Annotated in this window: 18 protein-coding genes; 11 read left to right on the top strand and 7 right to left on the bottom strand. The window is 63.5% G+C overall.

Annotated features, from left to right (window positions below; genetic code table 11):
* Positions 1-97 precede the first annotated feature (97 nt).
* A complete protein-coding gene (locus ABD704_RS13795; protein ID WP_344700264.1) occupies positions 98-1,387 on the top strand; it encodes a L,D-transpeptidase family protein in 1,290 nt (429 codons plus the stop codon).
* A 183-nt stretch (positions 1,388-1,570) separates the two neighbouring features.
* On the opposite strand, the gene ABD704_RS13790 is transcribed toward ABD704_RS13795, so the two are convergent.
* Positions 1,571-2,431, bottom strand: a complete 861-nt coding sequence (locus ABD704_RS13790; RefSeq protein ID WP_344700263.1) for an outer membrane protein — start codon at positions 2,429-2,431, stop codon at positions 1,571-1,573.
* A gap of 157 nt (positions 2,432-2,588) precedes the next feature.
* Positions 2,589-3,335, bottom strand: a complete 747-nt coding sequence (locus tag ABD704_RS13785) for a DUF2793 domain-containing protein (protein ID WP_344700262.1) — start codon at positions 3,333-3,335, stop codon at positions 2,589-2,591.
* A gap of 250 nt (positions 3,336-3,585) precedes the next feature.
* Between ABD704_RS13785 and ABD704_RS13780 the strand changes: the two genes are divergently transcribed.
* The gene (locus tag ABD704_RS13780) at positions 3,586-4,083 is read left to right on the top strand and encodes a sterol desaturase family protein (protein ID WP_344700261.1); all 498 of its coding nucleotides are present in this window, start codon (positions 3,586-3,588) and stop codon (positions 4,081-4,083) included.
* A gap of 2 nt (positions 4,084-4,085) precedes the next feature.
* Positions 4,086-4,832: a sterol desaturase family protein gene (locus ABD704_RS13775; protein WP_344700558.1), complete on the top strand. Its 747-nt coding sequence runs from the start codon at positions 4,086-4,088 to the stop codon at positions 4,830-4,832.
* Here the strand turns inward: ABD704_RS13775 and ABD704_RS13770 are convergent.
* From ABD704_RS13770 to crtY, 3 genes are read right to left on the bottom strand one after another with little or no spacing between them, the layout of a single operon-like run.
* On the bottom strand, positions 4,795-5,670 hold the full coding sequence (locus ABD704_RS13770; protein WP_344700260.1) for a phytoene/squalene synthase family protein: 876 nt from the start codon (positions 5,668-5,670) through the stop codon (positions 4,795-4,797). The two genes, ABD704_RS13775 and ABD704_RS13770, sit on opposite strands and share 38 nt — an antisense overlap.
* Complete coding sequence (locus ABD704_RS13765; protein WP_344700259.1) at positions 5,667-7,145, bottom strand: phytoene desaturase; 1,479 nt, start codon at positions 7,143-7,145, stop codon at positions 5,667-5,669. Before ABD704_RS13765 ends, ABD704_RS13770 begins: the two co-directional genes overlap by 4 nt.
* Complete coding sequence (gene crtY / locus ABD704_RS13760) at positions 7,142-8,278, bottom strand: lycopene beta-cyclase CrtY (RefSeq protein ID WP_344700258.1); 1,137 nt, start codon at positions 8,276-8,278, stop codon at positions 7,142-7,144. Before crtY ends, ABD704_RS13765 begins: the two co-directional genes overlap by 4 nt.
* A 65-nt stretch (positions 8,279-8,343) precedes the next feature.
* Here crtY and ABD704_RS13755 point away from each other — a divergent pair, with 65 nt between their 5' ends.
* From ABD704_RS13755 to ABD704_RS13745, 3 genes are all read left to right on the top strand, one after another.
* On the top strand, positions 8,344-8,763 hold the full coding sequence (locus ABD704_RS13755) for a DUF2141 domain-containing protein (RefSeq protein ID WP_344700257.1): 420 nt from the start codon (positions 8,344-8,346) through the stop codon (positions 8,761-8,763).
* Positions 8,764-8,832: 69 nt separating this feature from the next.
* Positions 8,833-9,810, top strand: coding sequence for a 4-hydroxy-3-methylbut-2-enyl diphosphate reductase (ispH, locus tag ABD704_RS13750; RefSeq protein WP_344700256.1), 978 nt, complete (start codon positions 8,833-8,835; stop codon positions 9,808-9,810).
* Complete coding sequence (locus tag ABD704_RS13745; RefSeq protein ID WP_344700255.1) at positions 9,807-10,721, top strand: polyprenyl synthetase family protein; 915 nt, start codon at positions 9,807-9,809, stop codon at positions 10,719-10,721. Before ispH ends, ABD704_RS13745 begins: the two co-directional genes overlap by 4 nt.
* On the opposite strand, the gene ABD704_RS13740 is transcribed toward ABD704_RS13745, so the two are convergent.
* Complete coding sequence (locus ABD704_RS13740) at positions 10,718-11,128, bottom strand: hypothetical protein (protein WP_344700254.1); 411 nt, start codon at positions 11,126-11,128, stop codon at positions 10,718-10,720. The two genes, ABD704_RS13745 and ABD704_RS13740, sit on opposite strands and share 4 nt — an antisense overlap.
* A 35-nt stretch (positions 11,129-11,163) precedes the next feature.
* On the opposite strand from ABD704_RS13740, the gene ABD704_RS13735 reads away from it, so the two are divergent.
* The 4 genes from ABD704_RS13735 (at position 11,164) to ABD704_RS13720 (ending at position 13,193) form a co-directional block, all read left to right on the top strand.
* The gene (locus tag ABD704_RS13735; protein WP_344700253.1) at positions 11,164-11,520 is read left to right on the top strand and encodes a cupin domain-containing protein; all 357 of its coding nucleotides are present in this window, start codon (positions 11,164-11,166) and stop codon (positions 11,518-11,520) included.
* Between the two features lie 460 nt (positions 11,521-11,980).
* On the top strand, positions 11,981-12,148 hold the full coding sequence (locus ABD704_RS13730) for a hypothetical protein (RefSeq protein ID WP_344700252.1): 168 nt from the start codon (positions 11,981-11,983) through the stop codon (positions 12,146-12,148).
* A gap of 90 nt (positions 12,149-12,238) precedes the next feature.
* A complete protein-coding gene (locus tag ABD704_RS13725; protein WP_344700251.1) occupies positions 12,239-12,409 on the top strand; it encodes a hypothetical protein in 171 nt (56 codons plus the stop codon).
* Positions 12,410-12,815: 406 nt separating this feature from the next.
* Positions 12,816-13,193: a cupredoxin domain-containing protein gene (locus tag ABD704_RS13720; RefSeq protein ID WP_344700250.1), complete on the top strand. Its 378-nt coding sequence runs from the start codon at positions 12,816-12,818 to the stop codon at positions 13,191-13,193.
* Positions 13,194-13,209: 16 nt separating this feature from the next.
* Here the strand turns inward: ABD704_RS13720 and ABD704_RS13715 are convergent, their stop codons facing one another.
* Positions 13,210-13,734, bottom strand: a complete 525-nt coding sequence (locus ABD704_RS13715) for a hypothetical protein (RefSeq protein ID WP_344700249.1) — start codon at positions 13,732-13,734, stop codon at positions 13,210-13,212.
* 976 nt (positions 13,735-14,710) lie between these two features.
* Between ABD704_RS13715 and ABD704_RS13710 the strand changes: the two genes are divergently transcribed.
* Positions 14,711-16,999 (top strand): ATP-dependent helicase, encoded by a 2,289-nt coding sequence (locus ABD704_RS13710; protein WP_344700248.1) that lies wholly within the window; start codon positions 14,711-14,713, stop codon positions 16,997-16,999.
* The last annotated feature ends 377 nt before the right edge of the window (positions 17,000-17,376 follow it).

Here is a 17,376-nt window from a genome sequence, read left to right as displayed (position 1 = left end):
GGTTAATGGCAAATCCAGCTTGGAAGTCGGATAAGCCAGACTAAATCTGTCGGATAGCAATCCTTGGGGGACACTTGTGGCGACTGACTTGACGAAAATGGGACTGATCGCAGTGACTGCTCTAGGGCTCGCGACCTCCACATCCCTTTCGGCGCAAATGCCGCTCGCAACGCCTTCGCTCTCTTCCGGCAGTGCGGCAGCCGTCGCGTCTTACTATGACACGCGGCTGGCACCGGCGATCTGGTTCCGCGCGAACGCCGATGGCGCCGCGATTAGCCAGCTGACAGCGATTCTGCAGCGCGCCCCGTTCGACGGGTTTAGCGAGGGTCCTCAGCTAGCCGCTCAGGTTCAGGCCGCGGCCGCGCAGGCCCGCAGCGGAAATCCTGCGGATGTTAAAGCTGCCGAGCGCGTCCTGTCGACAGCTTGGGTGCGCTATGTTCAGGCGGTCAAGCGGCCGACGCCGGGCATGATTTACGCTTATCCGGTGCTCCAACCGCAGGGCACTCGCCCAGACCAGATCCTCTTGACGGCCGCCGCTGCGCCATCGCTGACGACCTACCTCGCGAACACCTCAAATCTGAACCCGGTGTACCAGCAGATCAGGGATACGGCATGGGCGGAAGCACAGTCGACGGGGAACCTCACTCCGGATCCGCGTCTACTCGCAAATCTCGATCGCGCGCGCTCGATCCCGTCTACCGGACGCTTCCTGATCGTCGATTCAGGAACGCAGTTGCTGACGCTCTATGAAAATGGCCGCCCAGCGGATTCGATGAAGGTCATTGTCGGCACCTACGAACTGCCGACGCCGCTCATCTCGAGCATCATGTATTACGTGACTTACAATCCTTACTGGCACGCGCCGGATCATTTGGTGCGTAAGACAATAGCTCCGAACGCGTTGAAGCTCGGGCCGAGCTATTTGAAATCGCATGGCTACAATGTGCTCAACGAATGGAGCGAGACAGCTACCATTGTGGACCCCAAGTCCGTCGACTGGAAAGCGGCCGCGGCGGGAACGGCGCATTTGCTCGTGCGTCAGGATCCGGGTCCGCTGAACTCGATGGGCAGGCTCAAGTTCCCCTTCCCGAACCCGGAAGACATCTATCTGCACGACACGCCCAACAAGGCGCTGTTCGCCAAGGACGTCCGCAACCTCAGCAATGGCTGCGTGCGCGTCGAGGATGCAACGCGCCTGGGGCGTTGGCTGCTTGGCACGGACCCCGTTGCACCGGGCAAGGATCCGGAAATGCGCGTGCATTTGCCTGCCGGCGTGCCGATCGTGCTCACTTACATCACCGCACAGGTCCGCGATGGCAAGGTGACCTATCTGCCCGACATTTACGGTTGGGATAAGCGGGCCGCACAGCAGGTCGCGGCGAACTAAAACTTCTGGTTGCCGCCCTACAGGCGATAGCACCACTGGATCTGCGAGCGGGCGGCGACGCGCGCCTGGGCGATGAACAATCGCGACAATCTTCCGCGATCACGATTTAGCGCGCAGCACAAAAGAAAACCGGCCCGGGCACTGGGCCCGGACCGGTGTTTCTTAGCCTAGCTTCGCTTTCGCTTAGCCGCGCTCTGGCGCCGGTGGCGGCGGCGGAGGCGGAGGCGGCGGTGCCGGGCAGGTATCGGTCGCCAGGATCACCGAGCCATCCGGGCACGTCTGCGTCGCCGGAGGCGGCGGAGGCGGCGGGGGTGGCGGCGGCGGAGGCGGAGGCGGAGGCGGAGCCCAGAAGTTGTAGATCAGGCTCGCCATGATGCTGTGCGAACGCCAGCGCGTGTCGAGACGGAGACCGTTCTCGCTGTCGCTGAAGTGCAGGTTCGGCACGTTGAAGAAGCGATACTTCAGGCCGATGTCGATGTTCGGGCTGACCGCATAACGGATGCCCGCGATCGCCTGCCATGCAATGCCGCTGTCGCTATCCGAATAACCGACCGTCCCGTTCGGGGTGTCGGCAAAAGGATCGTACTTCACTTCGGCCAGACCGATACCAGGGCCGGCGTAGCCGCTCAGGCCGTCTTCGTTGCCGAAGTCGAGCAGGAAGTTGACCATCGCCGACAGGGCGCGGCCACGGCCGCTGGCGTCGTAGTTGTCGCCAGGTCCACCGCCCGCGATACGCGGATCGATGATCGCCTGGTTCACAGACGCGCGCTTGTAACCGATTTCGCCTTCAAGGCGAACGAAGCCGAAGTCGTATCCGGCAATCGCATCCACGTCGTAACCGCTGTGGTGCGAAAGAGTCACTGCATCGGTGAGCGTCCCAGGAGTGCCGAGAACATCCCCAGTTTCGTCTACCACGTCGTGATCTGCGTTCTCGACGTAGAGCACGCCGCCTTCGACGCCCGCGTAAAAACTATGGTCGCGAGCGAGGGCGGGGGTCGCCATCGCCGTCGATGCGAGCGCCACCGCAATGGCTAGCTTGCGCATATAAGAGTCCCCTTTCACATGCGTTCTTCAGATTGAACCGCTTGAACACATTATGAGAGCGCCGGTTGCCGCGCAAGGTCGTGAATCCGAGCCCTGTTGCGCAAAAGCATCACTCTTGAGGAAGATAATGCCTTACTCTTTGTGATTGCTGGGTTTTTTACGTTTCGATAAGCCCGTGCGTGCGCATTGCGAACAGCATGTTTTCGATCGCCTCGCGCGCCGCAATATCGACCACCGCGACGCCCGCGGGAGAGCCAATTGCCACTCCTCTCTCGTGCACAACCTGTTGACCTCCAAGGACAACGGCAGACCCGTGGATCTGGTCTAGCTCCCAGCCACCGTTGCGGAAGAGCGCGAAGGTTCCCGTGGACCGGATATACATGCTGAATCCAGGCTCGGCCTCGACAAATTGCCAGCCTCCGCTCGTGAAGGAAGCAACACATTGTGCTTTTCCAGCCCACGCGTCGGAAGGCGCGTCGGAAATCAGGTAGCACGCCCCCAACGCCGGCGCTTCGGGCGGCGACCTACGCGGCGGTTCCTCGACAGCGCCCGCGACGATTGCATCAAGAACCGACAGGCTCGAATTCGTCATCATTTCCTTCTGCGCTTGCCCGCGCTTAAATAGGTAAGTCGCTCGCATCAGACGCGACAAGCGAAGCCGGCGTTCACCCAACGGCGAAACATCCCCGGACTGGATGACCTCATTCCCGAGAGGAGCGAGGTTCCCGCCCATGACTAATGCGTCGTCATCACCACTCAGCAGCCACTGACCGCGATCGACAAGCTCGACACGGAATTCTGACCGTCGATCAGGTACGGCTATCCCGCAGGCAAAATGGTTTGCGCCCTGCCCAATATGCTCTTCCGCGCAGGGGTGCTCACGCTCGAATGGAATTGCCCGCACTCGGCCTCCACACGAGCCGGTGCCCACCCCGGCGTAGGCGAAGACGCGCAAGAAGCAGGTTCGGTACCGTCGACACTGTCCCCAGCACGTCTGGTACATCGAACAACGCAAGGACCAAGTCGCCGGCAACGACATCGCGATTTGCAACGATCCGACCCGGGTCCGCCGGCTAGTTGGCGGAACTGAGCGTCGCGCAGACTACCTGACAAAGCCCCCTTCAGACCTCCGCCAAGTAGACTATAAGGCGCGCGTGAACATAGCCGCCGGCATTTTCCTCTTCCTGGCCACCGTCCTCTTCATGGAAGGCGTCGCCTATGTCGCGCACCGCTGGGTCATGCACGGCCCCGGCTGGTTCCTGCACGAGAGCCACCATCGCCTTCGTACCGGCCTGTTCGAGCTCAACGATCTTTACGCCCTGATCTTCGCCATCCCCTCGATCATCCTGCTGCTCGGGGGCGTGCAGCTTGGCTGGGGCGATTGGGCGACGTGGGTCGGCGCGGGCATTGCTGCCTATGGCGCGATCTACTTCGGCTTCCACGACGTCATCGTCCACCAGCGCATTGCCCACCGCTATGTCGCGCGCTCCGCCTACATGAAGCGCATCGTGCAGGCGCACCGTCTCCATCACGCCACCACCGGCAAATATGGCTCGGTCAGCTTCGGCTTCCTCTGGGCCCCGCCCGCGGCCACGCTGAAGCAGCAGCTCGCAAGCAACGAAGAAGCGCTGATCCGCGCGCCCCGCGGATGAGCATTGCCCTCGCCCTGCTCCTTTCGGTCGCCGCGATGACCGGGATCGTGGCGCTCCGTTACCTCGCCGTCAGCGGCGTCTTCGCCTGGCTGACCAATCGCCGCATTCCCAGTCTTTACAGCGGCCGCGCGATGCAGGTCCGACGTGAAATCCTCTGGTCGCTCACCAGTGCTGTCATCTACGCCGCGCCCGCGGGCGTCCTCGCCTGGGGCTGGCAAGCGCGCGGCTGGACCCTCATCTATTCGGACGCTTCCGACTATCCGCCCTGGTGGCTACCCCTGTCGGTGCTCGTCTACCTCTTGGCTCACGACACCTGGTTCTACTGGACCCACCGCCTGATGCACCGGCCGGCGATCTACAAGAAAATGCACGCCGTCCATCACGCGAGCCGCAGCCCGACGGCCTGGGCGGCGATGAGCTTCCACCCGTGGGAGTCCATCACTGGCGCGGTCCTCATTCCGGCGCTCGTTTTGTTGATCCCGATCCACTGGGCAGCGCTGCTCACCGTCCTTACGATCATGACAATCATGGGCGTCACCAACCATATGGGTTGGGAAATCTTTCCGCGCTGGCTCGTCGACGGACGCCTCGGCGAGTGGCTGATCACCGCTAGCCATCACCAGCGGCACCACGAAAAATACCTCTGCAATTTCGGGCTCTACTTCCGCTTTTGGGACCGCCTGTGCGGCACCGACCGCGGTATCGGCGGCTTCAGCGGCGCGGCGTCACCAGCGCTTCGGCAAAGCTAGGGACTACGAACGCCAGCTTGCGCATCTTGCCGACGCTGACCCTCTGCTCCCACGCCGCGCTTCCCAACTGCCGCACCTTGCGCCCGATCGCGCCGTAGATGCGAAGCGCCGACAGCACTGCCAACCGCGACCGGAACGGCAGGCGATTGACGCCCCGCCGCGCGCTCGCCTCATAGATAGCGACGCTGTCGATCAGGCGCTTGATCATTTCCTGAAGCGCGGCCTCGTTCTCCGGCGCGAAGAGCGCCTCGCGCTTGACCCCCAGTTCGTCGAGCCAGTCGGTCGGCAGGTAGCAGCGCCCCGCCTCCAGATCCTCGCGCACGTCGCGCGCGATGTTGGAAAGCTGGAAGGCAATGCCGAGGTCCGCCGCGGTCTCCAGCGTCACCTCTTCCTCGGGTTTCACGCCCATGATCACCGCCATCATGCAACCGACCGCGCCGGCCACATAATAGCAGTAGAGCGCCAGATCCTCTTCGGTCGCCGGCTGCCACCCGATCTCATCGAGCGCAAAACCGCGAAGATGATCTTCGAGGAAGCGCTCGGGAATCGGGCATTCCGATAGAAGCTGGGCCAGCGCCTGGAACGGCACCTCGTCCGCTGACCTTCCCGCCACCGCGTCGCGCGTCTTGCCGCGCAGCACGCCGATATTTCCCCGCACCCCGCTGCCAAACCCGTAGGTCTGTCCGTCGCAGACGTCGTCGCAATGCCGGCACCAGCAATAAAGCATCCACGCCCGTTCACGCGTCGTGCGGTCGAACAGCCGGCTCGCCGCGCGGAACGACTTGGAACCGTGCTGGATCGCGTCACGCGCGCCGGCGACGATTTCGTCCCGCGTCACGCCGCCAGATCCTCGATCATCAAGCCCGCGGTGGCCTTCGCGCTCCCGACGACGCCAGGGATCCCCGCGCCCGGGTGAGTCCCCGCGCCGACGAAATAAAGGTTGCGGATCGTATCGTCGCGGTTGTGCACACGGAACCAGGCACTCTGCGTCAGCACCGGCTCAAGGCTGAATGCCGACCCCAAATGCGAGTTGAGCTCCTGCTCGAACTCTACCGGCCCGAAGTGGAAAACCGTGCCGAGCCGCGCCGACAGTCCCGGCATCATCCGCTCTTCGATGATGTCGAGGATGTGGCGCGCATAAGCCGGCCCTTCCCGTTCCCAGTCGACCTTGGCCTTGCCCAGGTGCGGTACCGGCGCCAGCGCATAAAGCGTCGACCGCCCCGGCGGCGCCATCGTCGCATCGGTCGCCGTCGGGTGGTGAAGATAGATTGCCGGATCGTCGGGCAGCTTCGACCCGCGGTAGATGTCGCGCAGCAGCCCGCCGTAGCGCGGCCCGAACAAGATGCTGTGGTGAGGCAGGTCCAGCCACGATCCCTCGGTCGAAAAATGCACTACGAACAGCGACGGCGAAAAGCTCTTGCGCGCCAGCTTGGTCGACGAGCGCTTACCCACCGGGTGATCGAGCATCTCGTACGTGCGGACGATGTCCGCGTTCGACGCCACTGCATCGAACGTCTCGCTCCACCCGCTCATCGTCCGGACCGTCGTTGCCCGCCCGTCCTTGGTGCCGATCCCGGCGACCGGATCGTTCAGCCGCAGCTTGCCACCGAGGCGCTCGAAATGCGCGACCATTCCGGAAACCAGGCGGTTGGTCCCGCCGCGCGCGAACCACACGCCGCCGTCGCGCTCCAGCTTGTGGATCAGCGCGTAGATCGCGCTCGTCGTCATCGGATTGCCACCGACCAGCAGAGAGTGAAACGACAGCGCCTGCCGCAACTTCTCGTTGCGGACAAAGCTCGACACCATCGAATAGACCGACCGCCATGCCTGGTAGCGAGCCAGCGCGGGCGCCGCCCGAAGCATCGAACGGAAGTCCAGGAACGGCACCGCGCCCAGCTTCTCATAACCCTCGGCGAAGACGCCCTCGGAATATTTGAGGAAGCGCCGATAGCCCTCGACATCGGCCGGCTCGAGCGCAGCGATCTGCTTGTTCAATTGCTCGTCGTCATTGACGTAATCAAAGTTGCTGCCGTCGGGCCAGGACAGCCGGTAGAACGGCGACACCGGGATCAGGTCGACGTCCTTCGCCATATCAGCGCCGGTCAGCTCCCATAGTTCGCGCAGGCAGGCCGGGTCGGTGATCACGGTCGGCCCGGCGTCGAAGACGTGGCCGTCCTTCTCCCAGAAATATGCGCGACCGCCCGGCTTGTCCCGCGCCTCAATGATTGTCGTAATGATGCCTGCCGACTGCAACCGGATCGCCAGCGCCAATCCGCCGAAGCCCGATCCGATGATGGCGACCTTGCGGCTCATGCCGCCTTGCTCCGCAGCGCTGCCAGCGCGCGACCGATCGGCACCGGTGGCCGCCCGCTCAGGATCCGCACCTTGTCGAACGCGGTCAGCCCGCTGCTGTAAAAGCGCCCGATCACCGGCGGCGGGAGGCGGTAGAAATGCTCCAGCACACGGTAGGATTCCGCCGGTTCCGCGGCGCGAAACAGCATTCGGTTCAAAAGACGGAAGAACGACCGCTCCCGCCACAGCCGCGCCGCACGGCTCCGGAACAGGGCGAACAACGCCTCGGCGCTGAGGTCGCGCTGCTCCGCCAGCAATGCCGCATTGGCGACGGCGTCAGGCAGCGAATAGCTGGTCGTCGGCTGGAAGAACCCGCCGCGAAGCCCCAGACGCACCAGTGGCTCTCCCTTCCACAAAGTCTCGACGTCTCCGTCCATCACTACCGGCAAGACGCCCTTCTCCTCCTCAATGATATCCGCCGCACCAATCGCCGCTGCGACCTGGTCGACACGCTCGCCGAGCACTGCCTCATCAAGAAGCGGCGACGCCGAATAATAAGTGTCCTCGATCAGCAGCTCGGTATCGCTGAGCGGTAGCTGGTAGATGAAGCGATACCCGTCGATCTGCTCGACCGTCGCGTCCATGATCACCGGCGCGCTTACGCCATGCGCCTTCTGAAACCGGTAGGTCCGCCCGACGAACTTCTGCCATCCTAGCTCGATCCCTAGCATCGGCCCCGGCCCGCGCGTGTCGAGCATCGCATCGCCCTCGATCCGCTCGCCGCCTTCCAGCGTCACCGACCGCGGCGTTACCTCGGCAATGCGCTGTCCAAGCCGGTACTGCTCCAGTCGCAGCGCCCTGCGCAGCGCCGCGTCGAGGGCCGCCGATCTTATGCTGTTGTAGCCGAGCGCGATCGTCCGCCGCCGGTGCGGAAATCGCACGGTATGTTCGGGCCAGTGATGCGCCTCGATGCCATCCAGCACCCCGCGCCGATCCGTGGGCACGTCGTTGTCGAAGAACGACCAGGTGTGATTGCCGCCGAAACGCTCGCCCTGCTCGACGACGACCAGTTCCACTTCTGGCCGCTTCCGCGCCATCGCGAGCGCGCAGAGGCCGCCGGCAAGCCCGCCGCCGGCAATGATCAGGCGCGTCATCCGGAATGTTCCAGCCACTGCATGGTGCAGCCCTTAAACGCCTGATATGCATAAGACGAATGCCAGTGATCGCCGCCCTTGTTTTTGCCGCGCAGGCGGCCGTCGCGGGCGGCCAGGCTGGCGCTGTCGAGATCGATTTCGAAGGGCTGCGCAACTCGCGCGGCACGATCCGCGTCTGCATGACCCGCGACCCGGCCCATTTTCCCGATTGCAGCGGCGATCCCGCCGCACTGACGCAGTCGGTCAGCGCCGTCACGCGCAGGATCGAATTCGGTTCGGTTCCGGCGGGCAATTATGCGATCGCCGTCTTTCACGACGAAAATAACAACAAGAAGCTCGATACCTTCCTTGGCGTCCCGCGCGAGGGCTTCGGTTTTTCGCGCAACCCGACAATCAGTTTCGGGGCACCGCATTTTGACAAAGTCGACATCAGGATTGCGCCGGGCATGTCGCGGGCGAGCGTCCGCCTGCAATACCTACTTTAGCAGAGGTAGAACGGCCAGTTTCAGGCACTTAATCCCATATTCTGGGGGCTAGTGCCCAATGGAAAGGCAATGCTCGACCCGCAAGCTGAAGCCAGTGAACTGAGCCGTCGCGAAGAGCGGCCCGAAGTGCGGGTGATCCTTGCTGCACCCCGGGGTTTCTGCGCGGGCGTCCGCCGCGCGATCGACGCGGTTCGCGATGCGCTCAACGTCCATGGCGCTCCCGTCTATGTTCGCCGCGCCATCGTCCACAACCTCGAGGTCGTACGAAGCCTTGAAGCCGAGGGCGCCATCTTCATCGAGGAATTGTGGGAAGCGCCCGAAGGCTCGGTCGTCTTGTTTTCGGCGCATGGCGTAGCTCCCGCGATCGCCGCCGACGCCAGACGGCGCGGTCATATCGCCTATGACGCCGTCTGCCCTTTGGTCGCCAAGGTCCATCGCGAGGTCGAGCGTCACGAGCGGAACGGGCGTCAACTGATCCTGATCGGCCATCGCGGTCACCCCGAAATCGAAGGCACGCTCGGCCACCTGCGTTCCGCAAAAGCCTTTGTCGTGAACAGCGTCGCCGAGATCGCGGACCTTCCGATGCGTCCCGACGAGCCGACCGCCTACGCGGTCCAGACCACTTATTCGGTCGATGATGCGCAGGAGATCGTCGAGGCCCTGCGTACGCGCTTCTCCGACCTCGTCGAGCCCGCCAGCAGCGACATCTGCTACGCGACCACCAACCGCCAGGCCGCAGTGCGTGAAGTCGCTGCGCAGGCCGACGCGATCATCGTCGCCGGCGAAAGCTTCTCGTCGAACGCCAATCGCCTTGCCGAAGTCGCTGCCCTCACTTGCCCGAGCGTGCAGCTCGTCGCCTCCGCAACGGACATCGACTGGTCGAAGCTTCCACGGAACGGCGTCATCGGCGTCACCGCCGCCGCGTCCACGCCGGAAACGACCGTCCAGGACATTATCGAAGCGCTTTCTGTCCGCTACCGAGTCATCCTCGAAGAGCTTGAAGCGATGCGGGAATTAACCGTTTTCAAGCGTCTGGCGATCGCATGAGCAGCGCGCCCAACCCCCACCTTCCAACGCAGCTCGGTCAGTCGCTGGCCTGGGTAGGCGCCGGGATCGACCAGCTGTTCGACGAGTTGCTTGCGGTTCCCGATGACTCCAGGGCGCGCCTAATCCAGGCGATGCGCCACGCCGCTATCGGCGGCGGCAAGCGGCTGCGCCCCTTGCTCGTCTGCGCGTCGGGCGATCTGTTCGGCGTCTCGCGCGCCGCCTCGCTCCAGGCCGGCCTGGCCGTCGAATGCATCCACGTCCATTCGCTGATCCACGACGATCTGCCATGCATGGACGATGACGATCTGCGCCGCGGCAAGCCGACCGTCCACGTCGCCTTCGACGAATCCACCGCGATCCTCGCCGGCGATTCACTTCTGGCGTTGGCGTTCGAAATCCTGGCCGGGGCCAGCATCCATCCGATCGCAGACGTCTGCGCCGAGCTGGTTCGCGACCTCGCTTTCGCGGCCGGCGCCAGTGGCATGGCCGGCGGCCAGATGCTCGACCTGCTGGACGACGACGGCCCTTCCGACATCGAAGCGATCGCGCGGCTTCAGCGGCTGAAGACGGGTGCGCTGATCGCATGGTGCGTCGAAGCCGGCGCGATCCTCGGCGGCGCCACCGCGGAGCAGCGCACCAGCCTTCGCGGCTATGCCCAGAACCTCGGCCTCGCCTTCCAGATCGCCGACGACCTCCTCGATGAAGACGGTGACCCCGCAACCGTCGGCAAGCGGCTGCGCAAGGATGCCGGCCGGGGCAAGGAAACCTTCGTTAGCCTCCTCGGCAAGGACCGCGCCCGGCAACAGGCCGAGATGCTCGTCGACCAGGCGATCGACCATCTGCGCAGCTTCGGCGAATCCTCCAGCCTGCTCGCTGAGATCGCCCGCTTCAGCATCGACCGCGACCGCTAGAAGCAGCGTTCCAGAAAAGCCGCCGACTCATCGGAAATGCCGACGATCTTGTTGGTCGCCTGCCGATATAATTTGAAGTTGAGCTCGGTCTCCGGCCGGCCGTCGCCCCACGCGTCGAACGCCTTGAGTTCGGCCCTGCCCAGCGCGCGCTTCGCAACAGCCGTCCGACCTACCGTGATGCTCACGCGGGGCGTTTGCCGCTCAACGCCGGGCAGCTTCGCCATTGGTTCGGCCGAGGTCACCACGCCCTTCCCAAACAGGCCCGCGCCGCCGTCATTCTCGCTCGCGAACAGGTAGATTCGATCGCCGGCAGCGATCCGCTTGCCACCATACATCGTCTTTTGGGCAGCGAAGGCGAAGGTCTCCGCGTCCGGATCCGCTATCGCCGACTTGATCGCGAACATCATCGCGCCATGCTAAGCGACCAATTGCGCACGAGGAAATGATGACTGCTGCCCACGATACCCACGCGCTCGACGCCATGACCGCCGCCGCTGACCATCATCAGGTATTACTGGAGAATGACCAGGTCCGGGTACTCGACACGCGCCTGCCGGCCGACGAGCGAACGCCGGTCCACACCCACCGCTGGCCGGCCACGCTCTACGTGATGAGTTGGAGCGACTTCATTCGTCGCGACGCCGACGGCAACGTCATCGTGGACTCGCGCACCTGGGAACGCCAGCCCGCCGTCGGAGACGCGCTATGGCTACCCCCTCTCACACCGCACTCGGTCGAGAACATCGGGAACCAGGAGCTGCGCCTCATCGCCATCGAGCTGAAATCGGCTGAGGAATGAATATTCATTACCCGCCGAGCTAGTGGCAGCTTTCGCTCCATTCCGGCCGCGGCAACTTTCGACCCACAGCTGCCGCTAAAGTAGCGCGCAACCATTGCGGACTCTCGTGCGAGTGTTAGCAAAGCATTGATGGACGGAGGGCGCGATGAGGAAAACGCTCGCTTTATTGCTGGCTATGATTTTGCTTCCATTGTCGGCTGCGGGTGCCGAAACTCTTCCTGCCTCTCCACTGCTCGGGACGTGGACCGTCGATGTTTCCCGATTGCCGGTTCCCGCGGAAGTTCGACCGAAAAGCGTCACGATTACGTTTAGCGAAGAAGGCGGGGGCAAGTGGACGACTAGAGTCGAGATAATCAGCAATGACGGTTCCGCCAGGCGTATGACGTCGAAATATTCGTTGGACGGAGTTTCGGTTCCCATAGTTGGCGATAGCATGGAATCGGATAGTGTGGCCGTTAGGATGCCTGTGCCGGATGTCATGGTTCTGGCGCTCGCCAAAGGCAGCACGCCGGCTTCAACCCGCGTGTACACGGTTGCGCATGACGGTCATGACATGGTCGAGACGGCGGTCTATTTCGACGATAGCAAGGCAGTGATGCGGACGAACTACTTCTCTCGCGTGCAGTAGCGTCCCCTTTCCACCCAAAGCCGCCATTAGACATTGCAGCGAGATACGAATGGTGCTTGGATCCGGTCACCGGACTCGGGGACGCACGTCGTGAAGCTCTATCGGATCAACAAACTGACTGGGCCAGGTGGCGCGGTCGTCAAGAAGAAGGACGTTCTCGCGGCGTCTGACAGGGAAGCGGTGCAAAGAGCCGCGGACAGTGAAGACTGTCCAGTGTGCGACGTCCTCAAGGACGGGCAAAGCGTCGGCTCAGTAACCTAGGCGTCATCGTCGTCACATTCTTTGCGGTGACGGCGCAGCATTTCATCGGATTCTCCAACCAGACGCTCAGTCTCGGCAATGCTTTGCCGCAGGCTATCCTGGCTCGCCTCAATCTCTGCTGTGTGCTGCTTTCGCCGCTCAGCGCGCTTTTTGGGATCCGACACAAGGCTTCAACAATCCGCGAACGGGATCGGACCCGCCCTCTTTATGCCTGCGGGGTCGCTGCCGGGCGGTCGAGTTGTTTTAGTTCCCCTGGCCCAGGTCAGCAGCTCGACGCATTCCTGCAACTAGCGGTTTTCGGAGGTGCCTGAGCACAGCCGCCGAAAGTCCGCTCGAGTGCCGTTGCTACGAACCGGCACCGATCCGTGCTAAGCGAACCCCGACAGGGGAGCTTCAGGAGGTGATTATGCGTCGTTTGCGCGTCGCGGCTGTTGCCGCTTTTTCCTTGACCCTCGTCGCCCCTTCGGCCGCTCAAACGCCGGCCGCGCAAACCATCGACGTTCGCAGCTACTCGTTCGCGCCGGCGCCGATCCGTCTGACCGCTGGCAAGCCGGTGACGCTGACCTTCGTCAACAATTCAGGAAGCGGGCACGACTTCACCGCCAAGGACTTCTTCGCCCATTCAGCGATCACCGCCGGCGCCGCGCCGGGGGGCAAGATCGAGCTAAAGAGGCACGAAACGAAGAAGATCACGCTCGTGCCCAGGGCCGGGACATACGAGGCCCATTGCAGCCATTTTCTGCACGCATCGATGGGCATGCACGACCAGATCGTGGTCGGCTGAACCCGCTAGAACTGCGTCAGACGACGTGCTCGGAATGGCCGTAGACGAGGATCGTCATATAGGCCTTCTTCGCTGTCGCGGCGCCCGTTTGCGCGCTGGCGTGGAACTTCTCGGCCGACGCTTCCTTGCAGCCATATTCGGGCCGCATATCGCCCGAGGCAGACACGATCTCGCAATTGTCGACTGTACCTTTGGCGCCGATCGCCAGTGCCATGACCTGCTGGCCTAGAAGCGTGTCGCCGGTCGGCAGGCCGGTGGGGTCGGGCGTGTTCGGGCTGAAGCGTCGTTCGAACGTGATCCGGGTGTAGCTGTCCTTGGGACCAGACGCCGCCTTGGCGACTGCAGCCGGGCTGGCGACCACATCGCACGGCTGCGTTGCCTTGATGCTGGATTCGAACTGGCAGGCCTGCGGCTGACCGTCACCGCTGATGGTGACCGTCACCTTTTCCCACCACGGCGCCGCGGAATCGAGCGCGGCGATGTTGGTCGTTGCAGCAGTTGCGATTGTGGCGGCCGAAGCCAGGCCAAGGGCAGCGATCATGCGAAGCACGTTTCACCTCATCAGCCCGCCACTCCGGCGACCTGATTGCCGCCGCCACCTGCTCCCCCAAACGCGCATTGGCTGGTTCGTATCCGTTCGGATCTCGCATCAGAATTTACCGCAGTCTTTGCAGGCCGTTGTTTCGGCAAGGCGATCTTTCGACCGCGCGGCCACATGCAGCCGTCGGTCCACATCAAGTCGATTGAGCTATTCCGTATGGAACATGAGCCCGTCACGTAACGGTCTGTATGCTCGACGGCTGACTGCCTGAGGAGCAAGATGCACCCAACCCGCGGCATGCCCCACAAGGAAATGGGGGCCGGCATTGCTGCCAGCCCCCACTGCGCCGAGCGAAGGATCTGCCGGTGTTCGATCTACCTTGGTCCCGCCCCGATAAATCGGCTTGAAACCCCGCTTCTCGATCCTGGCTCACCAGCTCAGGCGTCGCTTCCTATCGAACCGCTCCCTCCGAAGAGGAGCCTGACCTCTACTTGACTGCGCTTCCCGAGGGTTCGCTTGTCTTTCGCTGTCCGGCCATTCTGGAAACCGAAGTTTCCGTCGAAAGCCGTCCGATTTTCCGCGGCCCTTCTTGGGATGACCTCTCTCGTGTCCCGCTTTGCTCACCTGAATTCCGAAGAATTCCGGGAGCCGCGTCGCACGACAGGAAGATCATCTCTTCCGGCGCCTCTTCCCGACTGGCCCCGAGAAAAACCCAAAGGTCTCGCTCAATTGCCTGTCGGCGGAGATCGGTTCTTCTGCCCCTTCCTCGCCCTTCGCTGCCGTTGCCGGCCTTTCCGGGGAGACTGGGACTTCCGCCCCGATCACTTGAAGACCATGCACCTTCGCCCCGAGTCGCAAAAGCGAAATTTTTGGTAATTAGACTGTGGATAACGGGGATATCGGGAACAACAGTCGGAACCCTTTTGGAATCGCCCATCAGGTTGCCGATCCGTTCTCCTTTCCCTACCTCGGACCCGTGCCTGAATCGCCTGTTCCAACTGCCGAGCCCGGCTATCTGCAGGGCTTGAACCCGCCCCAGCGGGACGCCGTCCTGTCGACTGAGGGACCGGTGCTCGTGCTTGCCGGCGCCGGCACGGGCAAGACCGCGGCGCTGACCGCGCGGCTCGCCCACATCATCGCGACGAGGCTGGCTTGGCCGAGCCAGATCCTCGCCGTGACCTTCACCAACAAGGCCGCGCGCGAGATGCGCGAGCGGGTCGGCAAGCTGTCGGGCGGTGCGCTTGAAGGCATGCCCTGGCTCGGCACCTTTCACTCGGTCGCGGCGAAGATGCTGCGCATGAATGCGGAGCTGGTGGGCTTGCATTCCAATTTCACCATCCTCGACACCGACGACCAGCTTCGTGTGCTCAAGCAACTGATCCAGGCCGCCGACCTCGACGAGAAGCGCTGGCCGACGCGGCAACTCGCTTCCCTAATCGACCGCTGGAAGAATCGCGGCTGGACGCCGAAGCAGGTCGACGCGGGCGAGTCCGAGGCATTCGCCGCTGGCCGCGGCGCCGAGCTTTACGCGCAATATCAAGAGCGGCTGCGCACGCTAAACGCCTGCGATTTCGGAGACCTCTTGCTCCACATGCTGGTGATCTTCCGCACGCATGCCGACGTGCTCGAGGACTATCGCGACCGATTCCGCTATCTTCTCGTCGACGAATATCAGGACACCAACAGCGGCCAGTACGAGTGGCTGCGCCTGCTTGCCGAGCCGCGCCGCAACGTCTGCTGCGTCGGCGACGACGACCAGTCGATCTATTCCTGGCGCGGGGCGGAGGTCGCTAACATCCTCCGCTTCGAGAAGGACTTTCCGGGCGCGAAAATCATCCGGCTGGAGCAGAATTACCGCTCGACGTCGCACATCCTGTCTGCTGCCGACGGCCTGATCGCGCACAATGCCGGCCGCCTGGGCAAGTCGCTTTGGACTGACGCGGGCGATGGCGAGAAGGTGCGCGTTATCGGCGTGTGGGACGGGCCGGAGGAAGCGCGCCGCGTCGGCGAGGAAATCGAATCCCACCAGATCCGTGGCGGCTCGCTCGACGACGTCGCCATCCTTGTCCGCGCGCAGTTCCAGACGCGCGAGTTCGAAGAGCGATTTATCGGGATCGGTCTCAATTATCAGATCATCGGCGGCTTCCGCTTCTATGAGCGCGCCGAGATCCGCGATGCCATCGCCTATCTCCGCCTCGTCACGCAGCCCGCCGACGACCTCGCCTTCGAACGCATCGTCAACACGCCCAAACGGGGCCTCGGCGACAAGGCGATCGCCGCCATCCACCGCCACGCCCGCGCGACGCAGCAGCCACTGCTCATCGCCGCCGCGTCGATCGTCGGGACCGACGAGCTGACCCCGCAGGCCCGCCGCAGCCTCACCAACTTCGTCGCCGACATTGCCCGCTGGCGCGAGATGGCGACCACCCTGTCACATCCCGAGCTCGCGCGGATCCTGCTCGACGAGAGCGGCTACACCGCCATGCTCCAAGCCGACCGCTCGGCCGAAAGTGCCGGCCGCCTCGAAAACCTCGCCGAACTCACGCGCGCGATGGAAGAATATGAGACGCTCCAGGCATTCCTCGAGCACGTCAGCCTCGTCATGGACAATGACGAAGCGCGGCAGGGCGATCGCGTGACGATCATGACCATCCACGCCGCCAAGGGACTGGAGTTCGACATCGTCTATCTCGCCGGCTGGGAAGAAGGCGTGTTCCCGTCGCAGCGAGCGCTCGATGAGGGCGGCCTCGCCAGCCTCGAGGAAGAGCGCCGCCTTGCCTATGTCGCGATTACCCGCGCCCGCCGCCGCGCGACCATCTTCCATGCCGCCAATCGCCGCATCTACGGCCAGTGGACAAGCAGCATCCCCAGCCGCTTCCTGGCGGAGCTGCCCAAGCCGCATATCGAGGAAGAGACGACAATGTCAGGCGGCGAGAGCCTGTGGCGCGCGCAATGGTCCGAACGCGCCGATCCCTTCGCCCACCTCGGCCCCGCCCAGACCATGCGCGCCAGCACCCGGGGCCCCGGCTGGCAACGCGCCAGCCGCGGGAACTTCAATCCCGAGCCGCAGCGCATCATCGAAGCGCGCGCCTCGGCGGTGTCACTAGGTAACCAAGGCCGCACCGATCTCGAGCTCGGCCAGCGCGTGTTCCACGGCAAGTTCGGCTACGGCATCATCGCCGCGATCGAAGGCAACAAATTGGAAATCGACTTCGAGCATGCTGGCCGGAAGAAGGTCCTCGACAGCTTCGTCAGCGCTGGGTGACTCTGCCCGTGAAAGCGGGACCGCCGCCTGGAGCATCCCAGGGCGGATCGCGAACCAGGTTCCGTCCTAAGGCACCAGACTGCAACACCACGCGGCGCGCTTGGCGGTGGCGGAGATCAACAGCTCTTTCCGCCGGCCTCATTGCCTTTCGACCTAGGAGCGGTTGCGGGACACCGTACCCGACGGCTCCCGCTTTCCGCCAAGCTTCCGAAGACGATCACTCACCAGCGAAGCTGTGCGACTGGCACGAGCTGGTGAGAGAATCCCTGTCGCAACCCGGCGCACTTGGCGACAAGCTCGCTGTACTGCAGGGTGCGGCTGCCCCCGCAACTCCAACTTCATCAACTGGCTGTCAGGACCTTCCTCGGCAATCTCAA

This window comes from Sphingomonas limnosediminicola (genome assembly GCF_039537965.1).
Classification (GTDB): Bacteria; Pseudomonadota; Alphaproteobacteria; order Sphingomonadales; family Sphingomonadaceae; genus Sphingomicrobium; species Sphingomicrobium limnosediminicola.
This window is presented reverse-complemented; position numbering and strand designations above follow the sequence as displayed.

Bases quoted from the DNA above. Each gene is read 5' to 3' on its own strand.
- ABD704_RS13790 (WP_344700263.1), bottom strand. From the start codon at position 2,431: ATGCGCAAGCTAGCCATTGCGGTGGCGCTCGCATCGACGGCGATGGCG.
- ABD704_RS13735 (WP_344700253.1), top strand. From the start codon at position 11,164: ATGATGACTGCTGCCCACGATACCCACGCGCTCGACGCCATGACCGCC.
- ABD704_RS13740 (WP_344700254.1), bottom strand. From the start codon at position 11,128: ATGATGTTCGCGATCAAGTCGGCGATAGCGGATCCGGACGCGGAGACC.
- ABD704_RS13730 (WP_344700252.1), top strand. From the start codon at position 11,981: ATGCCTGTGCCGGATGTCATGGTTCTGGCGCTCGCCAAAGGCAGCACG.
- ABD704_RS13715 (WP_344700249.1), bottom strand. From the start codon at position 13,734: ATGATCGCTGCCCTTGGCCTGGCTTCGGCCGCCACAATCGCAACTGCT.
- ABD704_RS13720 (WP_344700250.1), top strand. From the start codon at position 12,816: ATGCGTCGTTTGCGCGTCGCGGCTGTTGCCGCTTTTTCCTTGACCCTC.
- ispH (WP_344700256.1), top strand. From the start codon at position 8,833: ATGCTCGACCCGCAAGCTGAAGCCAGTGAACTGAGCCGTCGCGAAGAG.
- ABD704_RS13745 (WP_344700255.1), top strand. From the start codon at position 9,807: ATGAGCAGCGCGCCCAACCCCCACCTTCCAACGCAGCTCGGTCAGTCG.
- ABD704_RS13765 (WP_344700259.1), bottom strand. From the start codon at position 7,145: ATGAGCCGCAAGGTCGCCATCATCGGATCGGGCTTCGGCGGATTGGCG.
- ABD704_RS13795 (WP_344700264.1), top strand. From the start codon at position 98: ATGGGACTGATCGCAGTGACTGCTCTAGGGCTCGCGACCTCCACATCC.
- crtY (WP_344700258.1), bottom strand. From the start codon at position 8,278: ATGACGCGCCTGATCATTGCCGGCGGCGGGCTTGCCGGCGGCCTCTGC.